Raw genomic sequence first — 21,295 nt, forward strand, 5'->3', positions numbered from 1 at the left:
AACCGCCCATATCCTTTTCATTCTATAAATTCTATTTCCCCTAATCTATTCCGAAAATCCTAGCGGAGGGTAAAGCCTTCTGTGGTGGAAACAAGGCTGGACCAGAAGGCAAGGAATGAATGGTACGATGCTGGCTTGCCTCTATCTACCTTCCAGTTTCCAAGAGGTAGATAAGTAAGTTTCCTGCTGAGCCTCAGCGGAAGTGGAGCCTTTTGCGGCAGGGCAGAAAATGAGTTTCGTTCATGCGGGCAGGTAGAGGTTTGATTATCGTTGCTTCCAGCGGTATAGCTGCGACATTTCGCCATAGTTACCCAAAAACCCGAGGGCTAGGAAGCCATAATTTGGCGCCATGGAATGCGCGAAATGGTACCATTCTCCGGCCTCAGCTTCCTCGACGGGCAGCTGCTCAAGAAGCTCCCATTTGCCGGAGGCATTATAACCAAATAGTACCAATTCCTGAGCGAGGTAGGCGTTGTCCAGGCGGAGAGAGATCCCTGTGGCAGTGATTTTGGTTTCCGTCACTTCTGGTTTTAGTTCCTTAAATACCGGAGAATTGTCATTGATGGCGGGAGGTAAGGCGGGTACCGTATAGACATTTTGTAGGAGCAGATCCGCCACATCCTTATTGGCATTCATTAGCGAGCGAGCCCTGAAGAAGATATTTCCTTCTATATGAGGAATCTGGCGTGATAGGGCCACCTGATTTGCCAATTCGAAGCTACTTTGCCAGGATTGGTCAGTGTCAGCCCTTACCTTATAGGCGCTGTGGCCGATATACACCGGCAGCCCGTAGGAATTCTGAGCCCACCATTTGGCGAGGGTTTCGTAAGGCGCTGCAGGGTGGTTTACACTCCAATAAATCTGCGGGGCTATATAATCCACCCAGCCGTTTTTCATCCATACGAGGGGGTCGGCGTAGAGGTCATCATAGTTGGTCTGGCCGGCGCTGGTGGCGGAGCCTCTCTTGTCCTGAGTCTGATTTCTCCATACTCCAAATGGGCTTACGCCAAAGGAAATCCATGGTTTGGTGGTTTTGATACTTTGGGAGACCTCTTGGATGAGCAGGTCCACACTTTGACGACGCCAGTCGGCTAGGCTTAGCCCCTTCCCATAGCGCTGGAAGGCTGCTTTATCGTCAAACTCCTTTCCGTTGACCTTATACGGATAGAAATAATCATCGAAGTGGATGCCATCAAGGTCATAATTTTCTGCTAGCTCTTTGATGACCTTATTGATATGCTCGCGGACGGCGGGCAGTCCCGGGTTATAATATCGCTTAGCCGCATAGGTGACCATCCAGTCGGGATGGAGGAAATAATCATGCTTAGGGCTCAGGATTTTGGTGTCAAGGTTAAATGTGGCTCGATAGGGATTTAGCCAAGCGTGAAATTCCATGCCCCGTTCATGGCAGGCTTTGATCATCCAGTGGAGAGGGTCGATAGAGGTACTGGGTGCCTTGCCCTGCTGACCGGTGAGGAAGCTGGACCAAGGGGCGTATTTCGAAGGATAAAAAGCATCTCCCGCGGCCCTTACCTGAACGAACACCGCATTGAAATTACGTTGGGCATAGAAGTCTAGGATCTCTATGAACTCTTTTTGCTGCTGTGCAAAACTAATATTGCCCGAGGAGGGCCAATCAATATTCGCAACCGTGGCCACCCATATCCCTCGCAACTCCCGCTTGGGAGCCGCAAATGGCGGCAGGACCTCTTCCACCGAGGTGGGGCGATCTGCCGGCGGATGGGGAATGCTGGCACTTGGACTGCTCGCTCCATCAGAAGGCAGGGGTTTTGGGGCGCTAGTGGTGGTTTTGGAGCCTGCACAGGAGTAGAGAAGTAGGGCTATCATGGGCAGGATTGCCAAGGACCTTAGCGCTCGGCTTAAGTGTATGCGGGAAGTTTGGGAATTATTGAATCGAAGCAAGTCCTTATTTTTTAAATTCTAAGCTATTTACTAAATGCATCATATCTTCCTTGATATAGGCAATGACCGGAGCGAGGGAGTCATTCTTCACCGCTGTATTAAAATACAAGGCTCCTCTAAGGAAATGATCTGTGGAGTCGGTCACGAAAAACTGAAACTGTGTGGGCACCTCGCCAGAGAGTTCTGCGATGACCCCAGTATAGCCCTTGCTAGTACGGGTCACTGCCTCCTCTATGCTGTAGGCTTTGACCTGATGCTTGGCGGTGAGGCTAAATGAGTCCTGCAGTATGCTGCGAAGCTTCTGTCTGTCCCCATCGATGCCCTTATAGGTGAGGTGCACCTTGGCGCCCAGGCCTGGATAGTGGAGATTGATCCAGTTCTTCTCCTGTAAATTAAAGCTGTCTGATTCCACTTGGCTATGGGTCGAATACTCAAAGGTATAAGGATACTGGCCCTCCAGGGTCGCAAAGGAATGCTCGGGAAGATCAATGCGGTTATACCCCATCGGTCTAGGTAAATAGTCCTTTTCGCAGGCAGAAAAAACCACTGCCATGCACCATAATGCTATGCTCCTCTTCATAAGTTCAAAGTTATGAAATTGATTCAATCCGTTTTTTTTTATCCCTAAATTTTATGCCTTCCCTGGCAATGGCTATTAAATTAATGAAAACTAAATGCCCTTAAACTATCTATTTTCATCATTTCTCACGATTTTTAACTACACAAATAGTATGCAAAAGCTATTTTGTGATTACACAACAAATTATCCCAACAAACAAATTAATGATTGTATGAAAAATCTTTTCAAAGTAACCGGCCTTATGATCTGCATGATGGTCAGCTCCATGTATATGGCCAATGCGCAGACGAATCAGGAAGAATTTTTGGCTAAGTGGAATGGTATGAAAGGTTATACCGTGGAGATAATCGAAGCTATGCCCGAGGATAAGCTGGATTTTACACCCGCCGAAGGGGTGATGAGTTTCCGGGAAATGGCCATGCATATCGCCGGCGCCAATGTAATGATGGCTAGCAAATTCCTGAAAGAAGGGGATCCTGGAATGGATATGGAGAAGAAAGATATGAATAAGGCGGAGCTGAAGATGGCTGTGGAGAAATCCTTTGACTTTGTCGCGAATATCTGTAAGTCACTGACTGAGGATGAGCTTGCGGAAGAAGTAGAGGTGTTCGGTGGCGCAATGGTGAGTCGCCGTCAAGTAGAAAATTTAATTGATACCCACGGGATCCACCACCGTGGAAATATGATCGTTTATCTTCGACTGAGCGGCGTGGAGCCTCCTGCTTTCCGCGCTTGGTAAGTGAGAGCTTATAGTAATGAGATCTGAAAAGCCTGGGAGGAGTTCCAGGCTTTTTTCGTTTGGAATCTTTCTGCCCATTCGGCCGTGCAGCGATGGGGAGACCAGGGCTAAAGGGGCCTTTGAATAGGTCTGCATAAAGTCTTTATCCCACGAGCAGGTTCCAGATCACTAAAGTGCCAAACGATAAAGGAATGCCGATACCGACCAGTAAGGAGGCTAATTTGGGGTTCAAATCATGATTGATGGCAATGATGGAGCCGGTGATCATGGGGGCCATAGCTGTTTCCATCACGCTGACCTTATAGATCAGCGACTCAGGCGGGGCGATGAATCGATAGGCCAGAAAGATCACGGCGGGCATCAGGATCAATTTGAACCCCAAACCTATCCATAAATGTGGGGAGCTGATGGTGTCTGACTTGATTTTTACCTGCAATCCCACGGCGACAAGGGCGATGGGGGTAAGGGTGGCGGCAAAAGCTGACAGTATCTCGTGGATGGTACCTGAGAAATGCCAACCTCCTATATTCATGCTTAGGGCGATGAGGAAAAATAGAAAGGGTGGAAAGGTGAGGATTTTTTTGGTGATATCTCTTTTGCGTTTTTTTCCCTGACCATAGAGCGAGGCCACAATAATAGCAATACTGCTCACAATAATAAAAGAACCCGCCTGATCGACCATCAAAGCGATTTTTAGCCCTTCCTCCCCATATAAAGCTTCTATGATGGGAAAGCCAATAAAGGAGGTATTGGCTAGGCCAGGTACAATAATCAGACAGCCAATGGTGGCCTTACTCCAGCCCATTCGCTTGCCGAGATTGGCAAAAAGTAACCAGGATAGGCCAAAGCTAATCCATGCGGTGAGCACGGGAAGTAGCAGATCGAGGGACAGTTCCGTATCGGGAATATATAGCAGTGCCAAGGCAGGCAAAACGACATAAATCAGGTAGGTGTTTAGGGATTTTGGAGCGTCTTTTGGCAGGCTGGAAACCCATTGGAGACCTATTCCGATCAGGAGACAGAGGACGACGAGGTACAGGTTGGTCATGAGGAATGCTGAGTTGGGGGTGAAATTAACAGTATCGTAACCTGTTATTAATCAATAATTTAATTTTCTGTGCTTACTTTATACTAGAAATCCATCTGCTATGACCAAACTTATACCTATCCTAATCGATAATCAGAGAATCATCCAACTTTCGCAGCTAACCGTCGATCAGGCTAATGACCTGAGGAGTTTTTTGCCCGTGTCCAGCATCAGGCAGCTGATCTATGAAGGAATGGAACTTACAGACTGTATAGACTTTGAAACCTATGAATACTGGTTTCAGTCCAATCATGTAGGCCACTATTCGGCTTCCACCATTTGGGACATCTGATCTTAGATCATCCCAAAAGTCTTTCTTTTTTCATCAAAGTAATCTTCCAGCTGGGGGTACACATTACTTTTGGCTTCGGGGATTCCTGACAGGGTCAGGTTCATTTTTCCCGTGGCCCCTTCGCTGGTGACTTCCATCGTTTCTATGAGGAAGATAAACTCCTGGAGACTCAGTGGATGACTGGATTTTTCCGGGTTAAGTTTAAAATCATTGCCATAGAAATCTACCACTTCGAAAAATATCTTTCCATCGATTGGTGCAGCATAGATTGTTAATTCTTCTCCCCATTGGCTCTCAGGATAAGAGAGCCTGGCCAGCAAAGCCGATGGTCCAGTACCATCAAAATAGCTGGTAGGTGTATATTCAAAGTCAATCATATTCCAAAAGTAAGGGATAATTGAAAGTTTGAAAACCTTAAGAGGAAAGGAAAATAAAAAAGTAACATAAAAAGGCGCTATGAGGATAGGCGATGGGCCAAATTAGGACTTTGCTAGTCTATATAGTCTGCGGTACAGTCGTCTTAGCGGAGATTGGTAAATCAAAATTGTGGCTAATAAGTATTTTTTTATAGGCGAAAAGCATTGATTTACCCGATAGGAGTGTTCCTTTTTAGATTTGTTTCGATGATTTACGGAGTCAAGGAAAGTTGAGTTCTTTATCGATCATTGCGTATGAAAAATGTCTTTTAGGGCTTGTGGGCGACGATAGGAGGGTTTGCTGGGAGGAGCAGGGTCAGGAAGGGAATGGAGGGATAGTGCTTGTGTTCTGCAGGAATAAATCGATCAGAGGGGGATATCAAAAATCATTAGATAGAGTCCAAAAACCAATTTCCTAATCAATTGGATAATACAAGGTTTCGAACTAATTTTGGGCAGCCAAAAATATCTCTGAATAATTTGGCCACTAAGCTAGGGTATTTTGCAAAGCCTAAAGCGAACCTATCGAATTAGACTGTAAAACATAAGATCACACATGAAAAGAGACCAGGTAATATTTGACCTAATCCAAAAAGAAGAAGACCGTCAAAAGAGAGGCATCGAGTTAATCGCCTCAGAAAACTTCACCAGTAAGCAGGTGATGGAAGCGGCTGGAAGTGTACTGACAAATAAGTATGCAGAAGGACTTCCGAAAAAACGTTACTATGGAGGATGTGAAGTAGTGGATGATATTGAGCAGTTAGCCATTGACCGTGCCAAGGAGTTATTTGGTGCCACCTGGGCCAATGTGCAGCCGCACTCTGGTGCTCAGGCCAATGCCGCCGTATTCCTAGCCATCCTTAATCCTGGTGACAGTATATTGGGATTTGATCTATCTCATGGCGGTCACCTTACGCATGGTTCGCCAGTAAATTTCTCCGGAAAGAACTATAAGCCTCATTTCTACGGAGTAGAAGAGGAGACAGGCGTGGTAGATATGGACAAGGTAGCTCAAACTGCTAAGGAAGTACAGCCAAAACTAATTATTTGCGGGGCTTCTGCTTACAGCCGTGATTGGGATTATGCCCGTTTCCGTGAGATTGCAGACGAGGTAGGCGCCTTATTATTGGCGGATATCTCTCACCCAGCAGGTTTGATCGCTCGCGGATTGCTCAATGATCCTCTGGAGCATTGCCATATCGTGACCACCACCACTCATAAGACCCTTAGAGGAACTCGAGGTGGCTTGATCATGATGAGAGAGGACTTTGACAATCCATTTGGCATCAAGAATCCTAAGGGAGAATTAAGAAAAATGACTCAGCTATTGGACTCTGCGGTATTCCCAGGGATGCAGGGCGGACCATTGGAGCATATTATTGCTGCGAAGGCCATAGCATTCCAGGAAGCGCTATCTGATGAGTATATGGAGTATATCCTTCAGGTGAAGAAAAATGCCTCGGTAATGGCGGAAGCCTTTGTGGAGAAAGGCTATAAGCTGATCTCTGGAGGCACAGATAATCACCTGATGCTGATAGACCTTAGAAATAAGGATCTCTCAGGCAAGATCGCCGAAGAATCCCTAGGAAAAGTAGATATCACTATCAACAAAAACATGGTGCCTTTTGACACCAGATCGCCATTTGTCACTTCTGGAATGAGAGTAGGTACTGCTGCCATTACCACTAGAGGCTTAGTGGAAGATGATATGAAGAAAATCGTGAACCTGATCGATAAAGCTTTGATGAATCATGAAGATGAGGCCATCCTGGCAGAGATCAAAAAAGAGGTGAATGATTGGATGGTAACTTTCCCATTATATTAATATATAAGTCAATCATTTAAGGGGCCAGTCCAAGATAGCAAATCCTGCTAGGGACTGGCGCTTATAGTAACTAAACCAATAATTACGTGGCATTAGATCAATATAGAGAAGAGGAAGAAGAAGAGGAAGGAATGTCCTTTTTGGACCATTTGGAGCAATTAAGATGGCACCTGGTACGGTCGATTGCGGCTATTATGGTCTGTTCGGTTATTGCATTCCTTGCCAAAAGCATTGTGTTTGGCCAGATAATATTAGGGCCTTCCCGAGTGGACTTCTTCACTTATAGAATGCTCTGCAAGCTCTCAGCAAGCCTAAACATTCCCGCTTTATGTATTGATGAGCTCCCGTTTATTCTGCAAAGTCGCCAGATGACGGGTCAGTTTACCATGCACATGACCTCCTCCCTGGTGGTGGGACTTATCGCCGCATTTCCCTTTGTATTCTGGGAAGTATGGAAATTTATCAGCCCGGGACTTTATGATAAAGAAAGAAAAGCCGCGCGTGGAGCAGTATTCTTCGTGAGCTTACTATTCTTTATGGGTGCGGCATTTGGCTATTATATCCTTTCGCCTCTTTCGATCAATTTCCTGTCAAACTATCAGCTGGATCCTTCCATCGCCAATGAGTTTGATATTACTTCTTATATCTCCACGCTGATGATGCTGGTATTAGCCTCGGCGGTGATGTTTCAGCTGCCTATGGTGATATACTTCCTATCCATGTCAGGGTTGGTGACTGCTGCTATGCTGAGGTCTTACCGTAGGCATGCTGTGGTGGCTATATTGGTGCTCTCGGCGGTGATTACTCCGCCAGATGTGATCAGTCAGCTCCTTATCGCCATGCCTATATTGGTGCTGTATGAAGCGGGAATTATGATAGCCAAAAAGCTAGAGAAGAAAAAAAGATTGGCTGCCGAAGACGACGAACTTTAATTGAAAAAATATCATGGTAAATAAAATAGCAATCGGTGGAGATCATGCCGGATATGAATATAAAAGCCGCTTGGTGTCATTCCTGGAGTCCAAAGGCATAGAGGTTAAGGATTTTGGTCCTTTCTCTGATGCATCTGTGGATTATCCAGACTATGTACATCCACTGTGTGAGGCTATCGAGGCAGGGGAATTCGTGCAGGGCATCGTGGTCTGTGGAAGTGGTAATGGAGTCGCCATCACCGCCAACAAGCACCAAGGTATCCGTGCAGCCATCTGCTGGAATACAGACCTAGCTTCACTGAGCCGTCAGCATAATGATGCGAATGTCATCTCTATCCCTGCGCGGTTTGTGTCCTATGAGCTAGCTCAGGAAATGGTGGAAACCTTCCTTAGCACCGACTTTGAAGGCGGCAGACATGCCAATCGGGTGAATAAAATCGCTTGTAGATAATCAGTGATTTGGCCCCAAAAGGCCTTTCAATCACTTATAAACCCGCAAACTGAGGCATCTTGCTTTGCAGCTGGGGTATAAACTAGATATAAAACACTATAAGCCTTGTGGTCATTGACTACAGGGCTTATTTTTTTACCTGATTTTGGGGGACATTGACTATTTTGCCCGCTTTTGGTGAGCCTGCGTACATCTGCGTAGTAGCATTTTTTGAATTATTCTGTTGGAGTCTTATCTATACATTATTCTTTTACCTAGACTCTATACCAATGAAAAGATTTAACCCTTATCTATGGTCCTTGATTTTTTTAAGGATCATGACATGGACCTCATGCCAGGACAATGGCCAGCATGAAGCATTATTGGACAATACGGTACAAGTGAAGCCTCTTCGCACCTATCAGATCATGAGAAGCTTAACCCCTCCTTCCTGCTGGTCTGGATGGCGAATGTATCTGTTAGTACTCGCAGGAATATCCACAAAATGAAATAAATGGTTCAGCATTTTATAAGCATCCGTCTTATACAATGTGGAACGTTCTACTACCCATTAACTCCTCAAATTATGAAAACACTTAAAAAATGTGCGCTAGCTTTATTGATGCTAACGGCGGTTTACAGTACCAGCTTGGCGCAAGAGAGCCCAAAGAACGAAATAAGTATTAGTCCTATGTACCTTCATTATAGCATTCATTATAGCCAAGGTTCTAATGCGTATTATAATGTATATGGAGTAGAAGTAGGCTATGCAAGGTCCATTGCTGAAAGGCTGATTGTGGAAGCGAGATTCGGTAAAGGCTATCTCAAGGGAGGTGGTGAAACAATTATATTTGACCTAAAGGAGGATGAGAAGGATTTCTTGAATTATTCCACCTGGAAGTTAGGTCTTGGGTACAATGTCATAAACACCGAAAAACTCAGGTTAACGCCTCAATTTTCATTCATGAGGACCTCGTTTACAGTGGTTCGAGGAATTTTTAGTGATGGAGATGGCACCATTGTGCAGAGAGATGTTGGGTCTCAAATTGATATTTCCTATCTAGTAGGGCTAAAACTCTGGAACAGGCTTGGGGAGAATGTAGGATTAGTGACCCAGATCGCCTACCAACCAAATATTGGAGGTAGTGAGGTGTTTGTGGCCAGCACGGGTGTATCCTTTTCCTTTTAAGGTTTAAAATAATACAAGAAGCTGTTTCCTAAATTGGCCTGGACGATGGGGCCCGATCTCAACAGCTATTTTCCTTAACGCTACTTGTGCGGCTAGGGAATGGGACATAGTTGGAGAGCGAGGTACCTATCATCTTTAGACCTTGAGAATAGGAGACAGCTTCTTTTTTTTCTCCCGTCTTAGCGGAAAGTGTATCTCATGCCGATTCCCGCTCTGAGGTAATTCGAAGAATCAGGAATGATCAATGGGCTGGCTTCTAAAACAAAACCGAAATTGCGACTTGCAGAGAATGGCTTCACCAAAAGGCCAAGTGGAACCCCAAAATAAACCTGTGAGCCATCGGAAACGTCAAAGACACCAAGATGTACGCCGCTGTAAAAGTTCACTTCATCTCTTTGGATAAAGTTATAGCCAAAGGTCCCCTCGACATCGATATAGTTTCCTGCACCAAGACGCCCCTCACCGAACATCTTCTCGTCGGGATCACTGCCCACCACCATATAGGTGCCAGCATTTTGCTGATAAATACCTGCACTAATTTGGGAAAACACCTCTTGCTGGCTTATAATAAAAACGGTGAAGGCAATCATTAAAAACTTTTTCATTGTTTACTCTTTTTGGTTTATGTTATCTATTACTTTCTATAATGTCTTATCCTCCTATCAGAGGAAAAAGCAATTGTCAAGCCAAGGCAAATAGTTTGCCAGATATAGCGCTAAAAATTCCTGCACCGAATTGAATAGCCCGAGCTCCTTAAGCACTTCCCTGCTTCTCCGAATCGGATAGGAAATTACATCGGCTCAAAAACATAAACCTTCCACAAATGGGAAATCAAATTAATCAGTCTTACACCCTTTCTATTTAATGGATTTTCTTTGGCTATAGGCCAGCCCTAAGCCTGCTCCGAAGGCTATTCCCAGACTGATCCACAATGCAGGATTGCCAGTAAAGACGGAGATTATACTTCCTATTGCCACCCCAAATGCCGCCCCCAATACGATTATCTTTTCCTTATTCATATTATTTTGAATGTTTAGTATTTTTCCTCTGCTCATCAATTCCTATCATCCTGACTACCTAGCTGGACGCTACCATTCGCGTTATAAATTATCTCATTATTCATATTCCCTGGCCAAAGGTCAGGAGGTTATTATCGGGGTCTAAAAGAGAAAACTCCTTTTGTCCCCAGGCTTTAGTTTCCAGTGGCCCATTGGGATGGATGGGCGTATTATTTTCGATTAATGACTGATAAAGAATCTCAATATTATCCGTACGGATATATACCTGCCCATAATTTTCTTTGGGATCAAGTGCTTTAAATTCAAAGAAGTGAAGTTGGATTTGGTCTTTTCGCATCATCAGATAGCCCTCATAATCCAAGTCGCCCACTACACGGAAGCCCAATTGACTTTCGTAATAGTCCTGGGTAAGTTTTTTATTGCGCATGGGCAGTTTTGGATGGATTTCGGTAAGCATGAGGACGCTGATGATTTAGTGAATATTCCCTTGATACTCCTATATATCAAGCCCAAAAACCTCTTCCAAAGCCTATTTAGCGAGTTTGGCCCTGCTAAAGCAAGGACGAGGCCGCAAACTTAACTGGTAGGAGATGGCCTTGATTATAAGATGGATTGACTTCTCAATATAAGAAATATTCACTTTGATTGAGAGATGCAGCCTCACAAAACGCATGGAATTTAGCCTAAAAAATATAAGCAGGACCCTCGTACTTATAGGAAAGGTGGAAATGCAATACTCGCCCCGATCTTCCAAAGTTTATTTAAAACGGTCTATAAGGGGATTTGCTGGCTGCTAGTGGAAGGGCTAGAGGCAAGGTTGTTCGTTAATTTTCTCTTTGAGAAAGATGCGGACCATGTCGAGGCCATTTTCGAAGCTATTATTATTAGGAATAATCAGGTCGGCATCATGCTTAAATGGCTCGATATATTTCTCATAAGTCGGCATGACATGTTTCTCATAGCGGTACAGCACGTCATCCAGGTCATATCCGCGTTCTATCTTGTCTCGGACGATCCGCCGCTTCAATTTGATATAATCCTTGGCATCAATAAATACTTTGAGGTCAAGTAAGGTGGCCAGCTGGGGGGAGTAAAGCACAAAGATCCCCTCTACCACCACCACGGGGGCCGGCTTGAACTCGAGCATTTTGGGGCTTGCTGCGGGATTATTGAAGGTGTATTCCTGACGGAAAACCGTTTCGCCATTTTGGATTTTGCGGATGTCGCTTGCGTAAGCATCAAAATCAAAGGAATGTGGGGTATCGTAATTTTCTATCCCTTCATCATCCAGAGGCTGCTGATCGATCGGTTTATAATAATTGTCCTGCGAGATGAGACAGACCTCTTCGGGCTCGAAAGTTTGCAGTAGTTTATTCAGGAAAAGTGTTTTGCCAGAGGCGCTTCCACCGGTCACTCCAATGATATAAGGCTTTCTCATGATATAAATGGGCTTTGGGAATTCGGCTATTGATAGCTTTTGAGGAAGTGGATTAGTTTCTGGACTGCTTGCCCTCGGTGGCTGATGGCATTTTTTTCGGCCATGGTAAGTTCAGCAAATGTTTTTTCGTATCCTTCGGGAAGAAATACTGGGTCATAGCCAAATCCACCTTCGCCAGATCTCTTATGGGTGATTTTGCCGGGGGCGATACCTTCAAAACTATGCTCTTCCTGGTCTAGAATAAGGGCGATTACGGTTCTGAACTGTGCCTTACGTTGGTTTTTGTCTGCCATATTGCGAAGCAATAAATCCACATTGCGCTCATCACTTCGGGGTTCGCCCGCATAGCGTCCTGAGTACACGCCGGGAGCACCCTCCAGGGCTTCTACTTCCAGTCCGGTATCATCGGCAAAGCAGCTTACGCCATAATTGTCTGCGACAAATCGCGCTTTTTCGAAAGCATTATCATATAAGGTGTCTCCTGTCTCAGGAAGCTCTTCCTCGCAGCCTATGTCTTTCAGGGAAACTATCGAAAATTCACTGCCTAGCGCAGCTTTTACCTCCTCGATCTTTTTGGCGTTATTCGTAGCAAAGCATATTTTCATGGGACAAAACTAATCATTTTTTGATAATTAATTTGAGCCCAAACGAAATGCATTTCCAAAACCTAAATGTCCAACAGGCAAGAGATTAGGTGTTTCGGTCTAGCATTTACCCCAAAAACTCCGATGGTAGAGGCCCCGTAGCGGCCGTGGGTTTATGATGATATACAGAAGGCTATGAAAGGGAGCTGAAGAAGGAAAATGGCTCATGAGCAGGGCGTGGAATAGTATAGATGGGAGGTGTTGGAGCCATATCCTTTAAAAAAAATAGGTAATTGTTTCAAAAAATATATACATTTGCTGTCTATGAATAACAAAAGCAACAAAAACCGTCTCTTAAGAGATCGAATGGCCATCTTCTTGGTTGCCATTTGTTGCTTCATTGTATCTAATTCTCAATATCTCCTTACGGATCATCAGGAATCGGAAAGGGTACTGGTCACTGCTAGCAGTGAAGGTGCGGATTCCGAAAGTAATGAGGATCATCAGTCCTTTATGGATGTGGCCACAGAAGCTGTGGTGGTGCCTTTTGCCAATTTGGTGGCGAGTACCACGCTTCAGTTGATCTACGAAATAGTAGGCTTTGAAGATCGAGCGGTGCAGCCGCGGTCCTTAGTGGTGGGATATTCGAGTTATTTTTTAGAAGTACTTTTGGAGCAGATAGCTGCTCCGAATGCACCCTGATAGGGGATTTTTGTGTCTGTGCCGAAAGGTTTTTTGGGTATTTACCCATAGTTTTCAATGAAGAAATCAATCAACTAATTAATTATTTCATTAAGTAAATCATGCAAAACAAAGGGATCATTGTGTTCTTGACAGTGATTGTTACAGCATTATGTCTGTACTATCTGTCATTTACCTACGTATCAGGCAACGTCCAGGAGGACGCGACAGCCTACGCCACTGATGTGGAAGGCAATTTGGATTTTGCCAAAAAGCAATCTTACCTAGACTCCGTATGGAGAGAGCCAGTTTATAATTTCCTAGGGATCGACTATACCTTCAAGGAGGTAAAAGAAACCGAACTAGGTTTAGGACTGGATTTACAAGGAGGTATGCACGTGACATTGGCGGTATCTCCTGTGGAGATCGTAAAAGGCTTAGCTGGAAACAGCCAAAATGAAGCCTTCAATGCAGCTGTGGAGGAAGCTGAAGAGCTATCCAAAACTTCCAACGATAAATATGTGGATATTTTCTACGCTCAGTGGAAAGAAAAATCCGGCAATAAGCCATTGAATAGCATCTATGCTACAGCGGCAAATAGAGGCCGTATCTCCTTGGAATCTTCTGATGGAGATATCCTGGACATTATAGATAACGAGGTGGAGAATGCCATTGACCGTTCTTTTAATATCCTGAGAACAAGGATTGACCGATTTGGTACTTCTCAGCCTAATATCCAACGTATCCAGGGTACGGGCAGAATCCAAATTGAATTGCCAGGTGTGGACAACCAAGAGCGGGTAAGAAACCTGCTACAAGGAGTGGCCAAACTGCAGTTCTGGAAAGTTGCTGAGATCAACGAATACGGAGACGTATTGCAGCAGATCAATGCGGCGCTGGTAGCAGAGTCTAAAGCAAATAAGTCAGGCGCAGCCGCTACTTCTGCTGATGCAGGACAGGTAGAAGGTGATAGCACCATGACCGATCTGGAGCGTCAGCTTGCTGAGGGTGGTGATGAGACAGACTCATTGTCTGCCGATGTTTCTCCGCTTTTCTCCTTATTGAAAGCCAACTACGGTTTGGTATATGATGTAAAAGATACTGTTGCTATCAATAGAATCTTAAAAAGAGAAGACATTCAGTCTTTGATTCCTCGTGACCTTACGTTCATGTGGGCTGTCAAAGCTCGTGACGTAGAAGGCGAAGAGCTCATTGAGCTTCATGGAATCGAAACTCCAAGAGGTACCGATCAGGCGCCATTGGAAGGAGATGTGATTACAGATGCCCGTCAGGTATTGGATCAAAGCTCTAATCCTGCGGTAAGCATGAGCATGAATGCAGAAGGCGCTAGAAAATGGCGTAAGATGACTGCCGAGAATATCAACAGACGTATAGCGGTAGTATTAGACAACTACGTATATACAGCTCCTAATATTCTAGGTGAAATCCCTAGTGGACAATCCGAAATTACGGGTAACTTCACCTTGGAAGAGGCAAAAGATCTAGCCAATATCTTGAAATCAGGTACCTTACCTGCTCCTACCAAGATCGTGGAAGAAGCGATCATCGGCCCGACATTGGGTAAAGAAGCGCAGTCTCAAGGTATCAATTCTATGGTAGCTGGTTTGGCTATCGTGGTATTGTTCATGATTGCTTACTATGCCAAAGGTGGTTTTGTGGCCATTGCTGCATTGATATTCAATATCTTCTTCATCTTAGGTATCCTCGCTCAGCTAGGCACAGCTCTGACTTTGCCGGGAATTGCAGGTATCGTATTGACGATCGGTATGTCGATTGATGCAAACGTCCTGATTTTTGAGAGGATCAAAGAAGAACTCGCCGCGGGGGCAGGTATCCTCCAAGCGATCAGTAGTGGTTATAGCAAGGCATTTAGTGCGATTCTTGATTCAAACGTCACTACCTTCCTTACAGGAGCTATCCTATATGCATTAGGTCAGGGACCTGTGAAAGGTTTCGCTATCGTATTGATGATTGGTATCGCATCTTCCTTCTTCTCTTCCGTATTCATCACTAGAGTGATCGTGTATTGGATGAGCAAAAAAGGGGAGCAGAGCAAAATTTCTTTTGCCACTCCATTCTCTAGAAACCTATTCAGCAATCTGAACATCGACTTCTTAGGCAAGCGTAAAATTGCTTACCTGATTTCATCCTCAGTGATCATTATCGGCCTTGGTGTCGCCTTGGTCAATGGCTTGAAGTTCGGTGTTGACTTTACAGGTGGACGTTCCTATATCGTGGAATTCAGCCAGCCTGTTGCCGCTTCTGAATTGAAAACCGGCTTGGATAGAGCATTTGATGGATCTGTGGAAGCCAAAACCTATGGCGCCAATAATATCATCAAGGTGACCACCTCCTATCTCATCAACGAAGATAGCAATGAGGCAAACCGTGAAGTAGAAACCAAAGTGAAGGAGGGAATCGCTCAAATCACCGGACTGACCTTCGTAAGCGATGCCACGCAGATGGATGATAATTCCTTCGCCATCACCGGCTCCTCCAAAGTGGGTGCGACTGTAGCAGATGACATCAAAAACTCCTCCATGGAGGCCATGTTCTTCGCCTTAGTAGCCATCTTCCTTTATATCTTATTGAGATTCCGTAAGTGGCAGTATTCCCTTGCTTCTATCATCGCCCTGGCGCACGACACCTTATTTGTGGTTGCCGCCTTTGCTATTGCTAGTGCATTCGGAGCGACCTTTGAGATTGACCAGGTATTCATCGCTGCGATGCTTACTGTGATCGGTTACTCTATCAATGATACCGTGATTGTATTCGATAGGATCAGAGAAAATATCGCAAACCGCGGTACCTCTAAATTGGTGAAAATGTTCAACGATGCCATTAACCAAACCATGGCCAGAACCCTGATTACTTCCTTCACCACTTTGGTGGTAGTGATCGTATTATTGGTTTTCGGTGGTGAGGTATTGCGTGGATTCAGTTTCGCCTTGTTTATCGGTATCCTGATCGGTACTTACTCTTCCATCTATATCGCTACACCTATCGTAGTCGATTTGATGAAAAGAGAAATTGATCAAGAAAAGGATGAGACCAAAACAGTCGCTTAAGTATTAATTAAGCCAAGTAAAATCCTTAATTAAGGAGTAATTTATAAAGAAAGCACCTTGTCACTGGCAAGGTGCTTTCTTTAGTAAAAACCCCTATTTTTGATCGTAATTCACTGGTGATCAATGGTCTGTGGTCGATTTTTTTGATTTTGATGAAAGTGCCTTAGCCTGAAAAATACCGTAATTAGGGTATTTTTTAAGAGTGCAGAAGCTATTAACTTGCACCTGTGAATTAAAGATATGGAAGCATATCATTAAATAATATTTGTTTACTGCAACATTTTGAAATAGAAGTCGGCTCCTTTTTCAGGAAGGTAAAGGCTTAATTCGAAGGACTATTTTTGAAATGATGGAAGTAAATGGGATAATTTAAGAAACTACTACTACTCCCTACTACTTTTAAATGTCAGTTTATAAACCAATTATTGGAGGAATCGAGGTCGATTATGAGTCAGGTTACGTATTTAGGGGTCATCTTTAGCAGCTTGCTAGGAAGTTTGATCTATTATTATTTTCAAAAACCAAAATACAAAAATACACAAAAGCTAATGATGATTATCTTAGCCTTTGTGTTCTTTTTGGAGGCCGTTGGTGGATATACCGCTAGCAGAAGCATCAAGAATGTGATGCTTTATAATGTGTGCTGGATATATATAGAATCCCTGCTGATCGTTTGGTACTTCTCCTTATTGGAGAAAAATCCCAAGGTGAAGCGATATTTCTTTATCGGTTTTGGCGCAGCATGCCTTTGGGGATTGATAAATTCCCTGACCTTACAGCCGATTAATGAAGAATTTCAATATTTGTCTCTATTGCCCATGGGACTGCTCATTATAGGCATGGCCATACGTTATTATTATAGCATTATTCATCTTAATATTTATCCAAATACCGACCTGATGCGGGTACCACATATTTGGATTACCGTGGGAATCACCTTCTTCTATCTGGAAGCGCTGACCCTGTTCGGCTACCTGTATTTATTTCCCACTTCAACCTCGGAGCTGATTTTTGCCTGGAGTAAGCTAAATCGAATTATGGCAGGTATAATGTACTTGTCTTTTGGAATTTCCTTCTATAGCGAGGTCATTTTTGGACTTCGTAAAAAGTACCAAGCTTAAGGGGTGAAAAACTGGTAGTATTGGTATTAAATACGTATTTTCGGTAATTAGATTGAAGAAACTACCTTGTATTTTCCTTTGGTTGATCCTTTACAAAATTTTATTAGGTTAAAAGATTAAAACGCTGATTTAAATATTAAATCATCCTTTGCGGATGGCTCATTATTTAATTATTAGCGTAAATTTGATCATTCTAATGGACTGATAGTTTTTTTGAGGAGATCATAACGGAGGGAAAGCACGGTGATTTTTAGATTTAATAGTTAATCAATTTATCACCAAATCTACTAGGGGCTCGTCCCTGAGATTTTTACCGATCCACACCATGACAATTAAAGAACTAGAAAGGTTGCAAAAGAATTACAAAAGCAACCTCGGCAGGGACCAGACCAATTCCATTTGGTTTGACCGCCAAACACTCGAAAAATTATTAGAAAAAACCGATCCTAAAACTGGTGGTCTCAAGCTTTATTTTGCTGAATATGATGCAGAATATGTGGAGGCTTACGGCTTGGATAATGAGATCAAAGGTCATATCGGAAAGATGACCATCGTCCTGGCAGCCTCTAATAATAATGAAGATCCAGAGAATGATGATGATGTAGATAATGGAGGAAACATCTGTCCACCCAACTGCAATTAATTTTCTATGCCACTTGGATTGACCATTTACTTATTGACCATCCTCATAGGCTTTATAGCCTGTGGGGCTGTTTTTTTTATTGAGCAGGACAAGGTCAATCGCTTTTCCCACCGGCTCTTATTATTGATGATGCTGATCGTATTACTTTTTGAGATTTATGCCAGTATATTGGTGTATGGGAATGGCAAGACCAATGTCCTTATCTATAATATATTCTTCGTCTATATAGAAACCATCTGGCTGGTCGCTTATATTTATCTATTTATGACCCAAAAGATTAAGCGTGTGTTGCTGATCGGGCTGGCCGGTTTCTGCATTTTAGCGATCGTCAACACCCTCTTTTTTCAGGATATTTTCAGTGCTTTTCATAATATTAGCTTCGCCTATGCGGTATTATTTATTCTTATTTGTTGCATATTATTCTTCTATGAGATCTTTAGACTGAAGCGATATCAAAATATCAACCTTCTTTCAGCCCCGGAGTTTTGGGTGATCACAGGGGTGTTTTTTTTTTACAGCTCAGGCTTCGTTTATTTTATCCCCATAGGGCTTTATCAGAATATGGACCAACAGTTGCTAAGCCTATTGGCTAATATAAATCGGATTTTGGCAGGCATGATGTATCTTGTATTTGGCTTTGCGTATTTCGCCCCTTTTGTTTTCAATAAAGAAGTAAAAATTAGATGAACGGAGATGTAACTCAAATTTTTTTCATTGTAGTGTCTGGCATTATTCTGATGCTCCTGATGTGCAGTTTTATTGTGGTGATGGTCCTGCTGCATCGGCAGCAGCAGTTTCGTAATCGCCAAAAAATGGATCAGCTAAAAGGGGAATATGAACGCACCATCCTGGGAGTAGAAAAGGAGATTCAAGAGCAGACGCTTTCCTATATTGGTCAGGAGCTGCATGACAATCTTGGCCAGATCCTGAGTCTCACCAAACTCACCCTCAGCAGACCTGATCCGGAAAACTTCTCTGAAGGAAAAAAACTTATCAATCAAGCCATTAAGGAGGTACGTAGCCTATCAAAATCCCTTAACCTCGACTGGGTGAAGGAGGTTCAGCTCAGCCAATTTATACAAGGTGAATTGCAGAAAATTGAAAATTCAGGCTTTAGCAAGACCTTATTTGAAACCAATCTGGAGCACCTAGAGCTGGAGCAGGATAAGAAAGTCGTATTGATCAGAATTATACAGGAATGCCTAAACAATACGATGAAGCATGCTGAGCCTGAACTGATCACCATCCTACTTAGGGAGGAGAATAACACCCTTACGCTGATCCTCAAGGATGATGGTAAGGGCTTCCACGTGGCTGAAGATCACTCAGGAATGGGCCTGCATAACCTCAAATCAAGGATAGAGACCATCGGTGGTACCTTGAATATCTCATCCATCATAGGAATAGGGACGGAAATCAAACTTTTATTGCCGATTGAATAGATATCAATTAACTTAGTAGAAAGATATAATCGACATTGTGGCCAGCGAAGGCAAGGATCATTTTGCAGGCCAAAAGTGTACCCACATCCTTGGGGCCCATCTTACAGAAAATGTGAGGCGTATATCATCAAGGCCCAAATATAATATATTTAATTCCATGAAGATTTATTAGAATGGTTCGGATAGTTTTAGCTGATGATCATAAAATGTTTGCCAAAGGCATAGCAAACTTGCTCGTAGGAGAGGAGGATTTTGAAGTAGTAGAGATTTTTACCACTGGCAAAGGCATAGTTGATTTTGTGAAGAATAATGCGGTGGACCTGGTGCTTACCGATATGAATATGCCCGGAATGGATGGTATGGCCGTGATCCAGCAGATCAAGAAAGAAAAAATCCCGGTAAAAGTAGTCGTGCTCTCCATGTATGATCAGGAAGAGATCTTCAAGAAATGTGAGAAGCAAGGGGTCGATGGTTATGTGCTTAAGGATGCTGATCCGGACGAGCTTATATATACCATCCGTGAGGTGATCAGTGGTCAGCATGTCATGCACTTTCAGCGTGTACTGAAGCAGGTGGATGATGATGCTTATTTTGATCCTTTTAAGCAGAAGTTTAAGCTCTCTCGCAGAGAATTGCAAATCCTGACCTTGATCAAGGATGGGCGTACGAATCATGAGATCGCTAAGGATCTTTTTCTGAGCATTCATACGGTTGAGACCCACCGCAAAAATATTCATCAAAAATTAGGCGTGAATTCAGCGGTAGAGCTGATGCGTAAAGCCATAGAAATGAACTTATAATGAACAAACCTTTGCAGACGGGCCTTGTGGGCTTCGGTAAAGTCGCCCAAACCATGCATGCCCCACTCATAAGCCAGGAGCCCGGATTGGAGCTTACCGATGTGGTGGAGCGACACCATGAGTATTCTAGGGAGACCTATCCCCAGGTTACAGTTCATAAGAGCCTAGAGGATATGCTGGCCCATGCAGACATCGACCTGGTAGTGATCTGCACGCCAAATGAGTTTCACTTTGACCAAGCGCAAGCCGCCCTATTGGCGGGGAAGCATGTGGTGGTGGATAAACCCATCACTGTAAAAGCTGAGCAAGCTCGTGAATTGCAGAAATTGGCCGATGAAGTAGGGAAGCTGCTGTCACCTTATCAGAACCGACGCTGGGACGGAGACTTTCTTACCATCAAAAAGCTCCTGAAAGAAGGGACACTCGGAAGGATTGTTCATTTCGAATCTCATTTTGACCGATTCAGACCTGAGGCCAACCATAACTGGCGGGAGAAGGATGTGCCCGGGAGCGGGATTTTCTATGACCTCGGGGCTCACCTGATCGACCAGGCGGTGCAGCTATTTGGCAAGCCGGAATGGGTCTATGCCGAAATCCTTAAACAAAGAAAAGACGTCCAGGCAGATGATTTCTTTGACCTAAGTCTTATGTACAAGGAGATGAAAGTTAGGCTTTCCGCCAGCATCTTGATGAATGCCCCCTTGCCAAAATTTTTGGTCTTGGGAGATAAAGGAAGCTATAGCAAATATGGCTTGGATGTGCAAGAAGCTGCCCTGAAGCAGCGTATTCTTCCCGGCACCCAAAACTGGGGAGTGGAGCCTTCCGAAAGTTATGGTAAGGTATTCTTGGAAAATGAGACTTATGCCCTGCCCACAGAGAATGGAAACTACCTGGCTTACTATCAAAATATCGCTAGGGCGATTCGAAAGCAGGAGCCGCTTATGGTGAAGACGGAGGAGGCCGCCCTTACACTGGACATTATAGAGGCGGCTATTCGCAGCAATAAAACAGGTCAGAGGATAAACTTATAAGTTTAGCCCCCTGACGGTTTTCATAAAATAATTC

General features: G+C 43.9%; 25 protein-coding genes. 15 read left to right on the forward strand and 10 right to left on the reverse strand.

The genetic code is table 11. The features are described 5' to 3' along the window. Positions 1-59 precede the first annotated feature (59 nt). The 3 genes from B050_RS23365 to gldD all read right to left on the reverse strand — a co-directional run bounded on the left by B050_RS23365 (position 60) and on the right by gldD (position 2,503). Positions 60-305 (reverse strand): hypothetical protein, encoded by a 246-nt coding sequence (locus B050_RS23365; protein ID WP_157492510.1) that lies wholly within the window; start codon positions 303-305, stop codon positions 60-62. Further along, positions 265-1,848 carry a glycoside hydrolase family 10 protein gene (locus B050_RS0103485; RefSeq protein ID WP_018472499.1) on the reverse strand — a complete coding sequence of 528 codons (1,584 nt, stop codon included), beginning with the start codon at positions 1,846-1,848 and terminating at the stop codon, positions 265-267. Before B050_RS0103485 ends, B050_RS23365 begins: the two co-directional genes overlap by 41 nt. A gap of 79 nt (positions 1,849-1,927) precedes the next feature. Further along, a complete protein-coding gene (gldD, locus tag B050_RS0103490) occupies positions 1,928-2,503 on the reverse strand; it encodes a gliding motility lipoprotein GldD (protein WP_026235596.1) in 576 nt (191 codons plus the stop codon). Positions 2,504-2,714: 211 nt separating this feature from the next. On the opposite strand from gldD, the gene B050_RS0103495 reads away from it, so the two are divergent. Continuing rightward, positions 2,715-3,242 carry a DinB family protein gene (locus B050_RS0103495; protein ID WP_018472501.1) on the forward strand — a complete coding sequence of 176 codons (528 nt, stop codon included), beginning with the start codon at positions 2,715-2,717 and terminating at the stop codon, positions 3,240-3,242. A 142-nt stretch (positions 3,243-3,384) separates the two neighbouring features. Here B050_RS0103495 and B050_RS0103500 read toward each other — a convergent pair whose 3' ends face one another. Beyond that, positions 3,385-4,290, reverse strand: a complete 906-nt coding sequence (locus B050_RS0103500) for an AEC family transporter (RefSeq protein WP_018472502.1) — start codon at positions 4,288-4,290, stop codon at positions 3,385-3,387. A 100-nt stretch (positions 4,291-4,390) separates the two neighbouring features. Between B050_RS0103500 and B050_RS0103505 the strand changes: the two genes are divergently transcribed. After that, positions 4,391-4,621: a hypothetical protein gene (locus tag B050_RS0103505; protein WP_018472503.1), complete on the forward strand. Its 231-nt coding sequence runs from the start codon at positions 4,391-4,393 to the stop codon at positions 4,619-4,621. Between the two features lie 2 nt (positions 4,622-4,623). Here the strand turns inward: B050_RS0103505 and B050_RS0103510 are convergent, their stop codons facing one another. Next, positions 4,624-4,998: a hypothetical protein gene (locus B050_RS0103510; protein ID WP_018472504.1), complete on the reverse strand. Its 375-nt coding sequence runs from the start codon at positions 4,996-4,998 to the stop codon at positions 4,624-4,626. 595 nt (positions 4,999-5,593) lie between these two features. Here B050_RS0103510 and B050_RS0103515 point away from each other — a divergent pair. The 5 genes from B050_RS0103515 (at position 5,594) to B050_RS0103535 (ending at position 9,413) form a co-directional block, all read left to right on the forward strand. Further along, the gene (locus tag B050_RS0103515; RefSeq protein ID WP_018472505.1) at positions 5,594-6,862 is read left to right on the forward strand and encodes a serine hydroxymethyltransferase; all 1,269 of its coding nucleotides are present in this window, start codon (positions 5,594-5,596) and stop codon (positions 6,860-6,862) included. Between the two features lie 86 nt (positions 6,863-6,948). Further along, positions 6,949-7,794, forward strand: a complete 846-nt coding sequence (tatC, locus tag B050_RS0103520; protein ID WP_018472506.1) for a twin-arginine translocase subunit TatC — start codon at positions 6,949-6,951, stop codon at positions 7,792-7,794. Between the two features lie 13 nt (positions 7,795-7,807). Next, positions 7,808-8,245, forward strand: a complete 438-nt coding sequence (rpiB, locus tag B050_RS0103525; protein ID WP_018472507.1) for a ribose 5-phosphate isomerase B — start codon at positions 7,808-7,810, stop codon at positions 8,243-8,245. A 269-nt stretch (positions 8,246-8,514) separates the two neighbouring features. Continuing rightward, a complete protein-coding gene (locus B050_RS0103530; protein ID WP_018472508.1) occupies positions 8,515-8,733 on the forward strand; it encodes a hypothetical protein in 219 nt (72 codons plus the stop codon). A 77-nt stretch (positions 8,734-8,810) separates the two neighbouring features. Continuing rightward, a complete protein-coding gene (locus B050_RS0103535; RefSeq protein WP_157492512.1) occupies positions 8,811-9,413 on the forward strand; it encodes a hypothetical protein in 603 nt (200 codons plus the stop codon). A gap of 179 nt (positions 9,414-9,592) precedes the next feature. Here the strand turns inward: B050_RS0103535 and B050_RS0103540 are convergent, their stop codons facing one another. The 5 genes from B050_RS0103540 to B050_RS0103565 all read right to left on the reverse strand — a co-directional run bounded on the left by B050_RS0103540 (position 9,593) and on the right by B050_RS0103565 (position 12,475). Continuing rightward, positions 9,593-10,018, reverse strand: coding sequence for a hypothetical protein (locus tag B050_RS0103540; protein ID WP_018472510.1), 426 nt, complete (start codon positions 10,016-10,018; stop codon positions 9,593-9,595). 252 nt (positions 10,019-10,270) lie between these two features. After that, positions 10,271-10,432 carry a hypothetical protein gene (locus B050_RS23545; RefSeq protein ID WP_169336241.1) on the reverse strand — a complete coding sequence of 54 codons (162 nt, stop codon included), beginning with the start codon at positions 10,430-10,432 and terminating at the stop codon, positions 10,271-10,273. A 100-nt stretch (positions 10,433-10,532) separates the two neighbouring features. Beyond that, complete coding sequence (locus tag B050_RS0103550) at positions 10,533-10,889, reverse strand: bleomycin resistance protein (RefSeq protein ID WP_018472512.1); 357 nt, start codon at positions 10,887-10,889, stop codon at positions 10,533-10,535. 348 nt (positions 10,890-11,237) lie between these two features. Further along, positions 11,238-11,870: a uridine kinase gene (gene udk, locus B050_RS0103560; RefSeq protein WP_018472514.1), complete on the reverse strand. Its 633-nt coding sequence runs from the start codon at positions 11,868-11,870 to the stop codon at positions 11,238-11,240. Positions 11,871-11,896: 26 nt separating this feature from the next. Further along, positions 11,897-12,475, reverse strand: coding sequence for a non-canonical purine NTP diphosphatase (locus B050_RS0103565; protein WP_018472515.1), 579 nt, complete (start codon positions 12,473-12,475; stop codon positions 11,897-11,899). Between the two features lie 303 nt (positions 12,476-12,778). Between B050_RS0103565 and B050_RS0103570 the strand changes: the two genes are divergently transcribed. The 8 genes from B050_RS0103570 to B050_RS0103605 all read left to right on the forward strand — a co-directional run bounded on the left by B050_RS0103570 (position 12,779) and on the right by B050_RS0103605 (position 21,261). Continuing rightward, a complete protein-coding gene (locus B050_RS0103570; protein ID WP_018472516.1) occupies positions 12,779-13,156 on the forward strand; it encodes a hypothetical protein in 378 nt (125 codons plus the stop codon). Between the two features lie 101 nt (positions 13,157-13,257). After that, a complete protein-coding gene (secDF, locus tag B050_RS0103575) occupies positions 13,258-16,224 on the forward strand; it encodes a protein translocase subunit SecDF (protein ID WP_018472517.1) in 2,967 nt (988 codons plus the stop codon). 548 nt (positions 16,225-16,772) lie between these two features. Further along, positions 16,773-17,345 (forward strand): hypothetical protein, encoded by a 573-nt coding sequence (locus B050_RS0103580; RefSeq protein WP_229802418.1) that lies wholly within the window; start codon positions 16,773-16,775, stop codon positions 17,343-17,345. 325 nt (positions 17,346-17,670) lie between these two features. After that, positions 17,671-17,988, forward strand: a complete 318-nt coding sequence (locus B050_RS0103585) for a hypothetical protein (RefSeq protein WP_018472519.1) — start codon at positions 17,671-17,673, stop codon at positions 17,986-17,988. A gap of 6 nt (positions 17,989-17,994) precedes the next feature. After that, on the forward strand, positions 17,995-18,675 hold the full coding sequence (locus B050_RS0103590) for a hypothetical protein (protein WP_018472520.1): 681 nt from the start codon (positions 17,995-17,997) through the stop codon (positions 18,673-18,675). Then, positions 18,672-19,430, forward strand: coding sequence for a sensor histidine kinase (locus B050_RS0103595; RefSeq protein ID WP_018472521.1), 759 nt, complete (start codon positions 18,672-18,674; stop codon positions 19,428-19,430). Before B050_RS0103590 ends, B050_RS0103595 begins: the two co-directional genes overlap by 4 nt. Before the next feature lie 173 nt (positions 19,431-19,603). Continuing rightward, a complete protein-coding gene (locus tag B050_RS0103600) occupies positions 19,604-20,230 on the forward strand; it encodes a response regulator transcription factor (RefSeq protein WP_026235598.1) in 627 nt (208 codons plus the stop codon). Next, positions 20,230-21,261, forward strand: coding sequence for an oxidoreductase (locus tag B050_RS0103605; protein ID WP_018472523.1), 1,032 nt, complete (start codon positions 20,230-20,232; stop codon positions 21,259-21,261). The genes B050_RS0103600 and B050_RS0103605 overlap by 1 nt, the downstream gene beginning before the upstream one ends. Positions 21,262-21,295 lie beyond the last annotated feature (34 nt).

This window comes from Echinicola pacifica DSM 19836, from assembly GCF_000373245.1.
Lineage (GTDB): Bacteria > Bacteroidota > Bacteroidia > Cytophagales > Cyclobacteriaceae > Echinicola > Echinicola pacifica.

Coding starts and splice junctions, on each gene's coding strand:
- B050_RS0103535 (WP_157492512.1), top strand. CDS start 8,811: ATGAAAACACTTAAAAAATGTGCGCTAGCTTTATTGATGCTAACGGCG.
- gldD (WP_026235596.1), bottom strand. CDS start 2,503: ATGAAGAGGAGCATAGCATTATGGTGCATGGCAGTGGTTTTTTCTGCC.
- udk (WP_018472514.1), bottom strand. CDS start 11,870: ATGAGAAAGCCTTATATCATTGGAGTGACCGGTGGAAGCGCCTCTGGC.
- B050_RS0103565 (WP_018472515.1), bottom strand. CDS start 12,475: ATGAAAATATGCTTTGCTACGAATAACGCCAAAAAGATCGAGGAGGTA.
- B050_RS0103510 (WP_018472504.1), bottom strand. CDS start 4,998: ATGATTGACTTTGAATATACACCTACCAGCTATTTTGATGGTACTGGA.
- B050_RS0103570 (WP_018472516.1), top strand. CDS start 12,779: ATGAATAACAAAAGCAACAAAAACCGTCTCTTAAGAGATCGAATGGCC.
- B050_RS0103500 (WP_018472502.1), bottom strand. CDS start 4,290: ATGACCAACCTGTACCTCGTCGTCCTCTGTCTCCTGATCGGAATAGGT.
- B050_RS23545 (WP_169336241.1), bottom strand. CDS start 10,432: ATGAATAAGGAAAAGATAATCGTATTGGGGGCGGCATTTGGGGTGGCA.
- rpiB (WP_018472507.1), top strand. CDS start 7,808: ATGGTAAATAAAATAGCAATCGGTGGAGATCATGCCGGATATGAATAT.
- B050_RS0103585 (WP_018472519.1), top strand. CDS start 17,671: ATGACAATTAAAGAACTAGAAAGGTTGCAAAAGAATTACAAAAGCAAC.
- B050_RS0103505 (WP_018472503.1), top strand. CDS start 4,391: ATGACCAAACTTATACCTATCCTAATCGATAATCAGAGAATCATCCAA.
- B050_RS0103590 (WP_018472520.1), top strand. CDS start 17,995: ATGCCACTTGGATTGACCATTTACTTATTGACCATCCTCATAGGCTTT.
- B050_RS0103485 (WP_018472499.1), bottom strand. CDS start 1,848: ATGATAGCCCTACTTCTCTACTCCTGTGCAGGCTCCAAAACCACCACT.
- B050_RS0103605 (WP_018472523.1), top strand. CDS start 20,230: ATGAACAAACCTTTGCAGACGGGCCTTGTGGGCTTCGGTAAAGTCGCC.
- B050_RS0103515 (WP_018472505.1), top strand. CDS start 5,594: ATGAAAAGAGACCAGGTAATATTTGACCTAATCCAAAAAGAAGAAGAC.
- B050_RS0103530 (WP_018472508.1), top strand. CDS start 8,515: ATGAAAAGATTTAACCCTTATCTATGGTCCTTGATTTTTTTAAGGATC.
- B050_RS0103595 (WP_018472521.1), top strand. CDS start 18,672: ATGAACGGAGATGTAACTCAAATTTTTTTCATTGTAGTGTCTGGCATT.
- B050_RS0103600 (WP_026235598.1), top strand. CDS start 19,604: ATGGTTCGGATAGTTTTAGCTGATGATCATAAAATGTTTGCCAAAGGC.
- secDF (WP_018472517.1), top strand. CDS start 13,258: ATGCAAAACAAAGGGATCATTGTGTTCTTGACAGTGATTGTTACAGCA.
- B050_RS0103550 (WP_018472512.1), bottom strand. CDS start 10,889: ATGCTTACCGAAATCCATCCAAAACTGCCCATGCGCAATAAAAAACTT.
- B050_RS23365 (WP_157492510.1), bottom strand. CDS start 305: ATGGCGAAATGTCGCAGCTATACCGCTGGAAGCAACGATAATCAAACC.
- B050_RS0103540 (WP_018472510.1), bottom strand. CDS start 10,018: ATGAAAAAGTTTTTAATGATTGCCTTCACCGTTTTTATTATAAGCCAG.
- B050_RS0103580 (WP_229802418.1), top strand. CDS start 16,773: ATGATGATTATCTTAGCCTTTGTGTTCTTTTTGGAGGCCGTTGGTGGA.
- B050_RS0103495 (WP_018472501.1), top strand. CDS start 2,715: ATGAAAAATCTTTTCAAAGTAACCGGCCTTATGATCTGCATGATGGTC.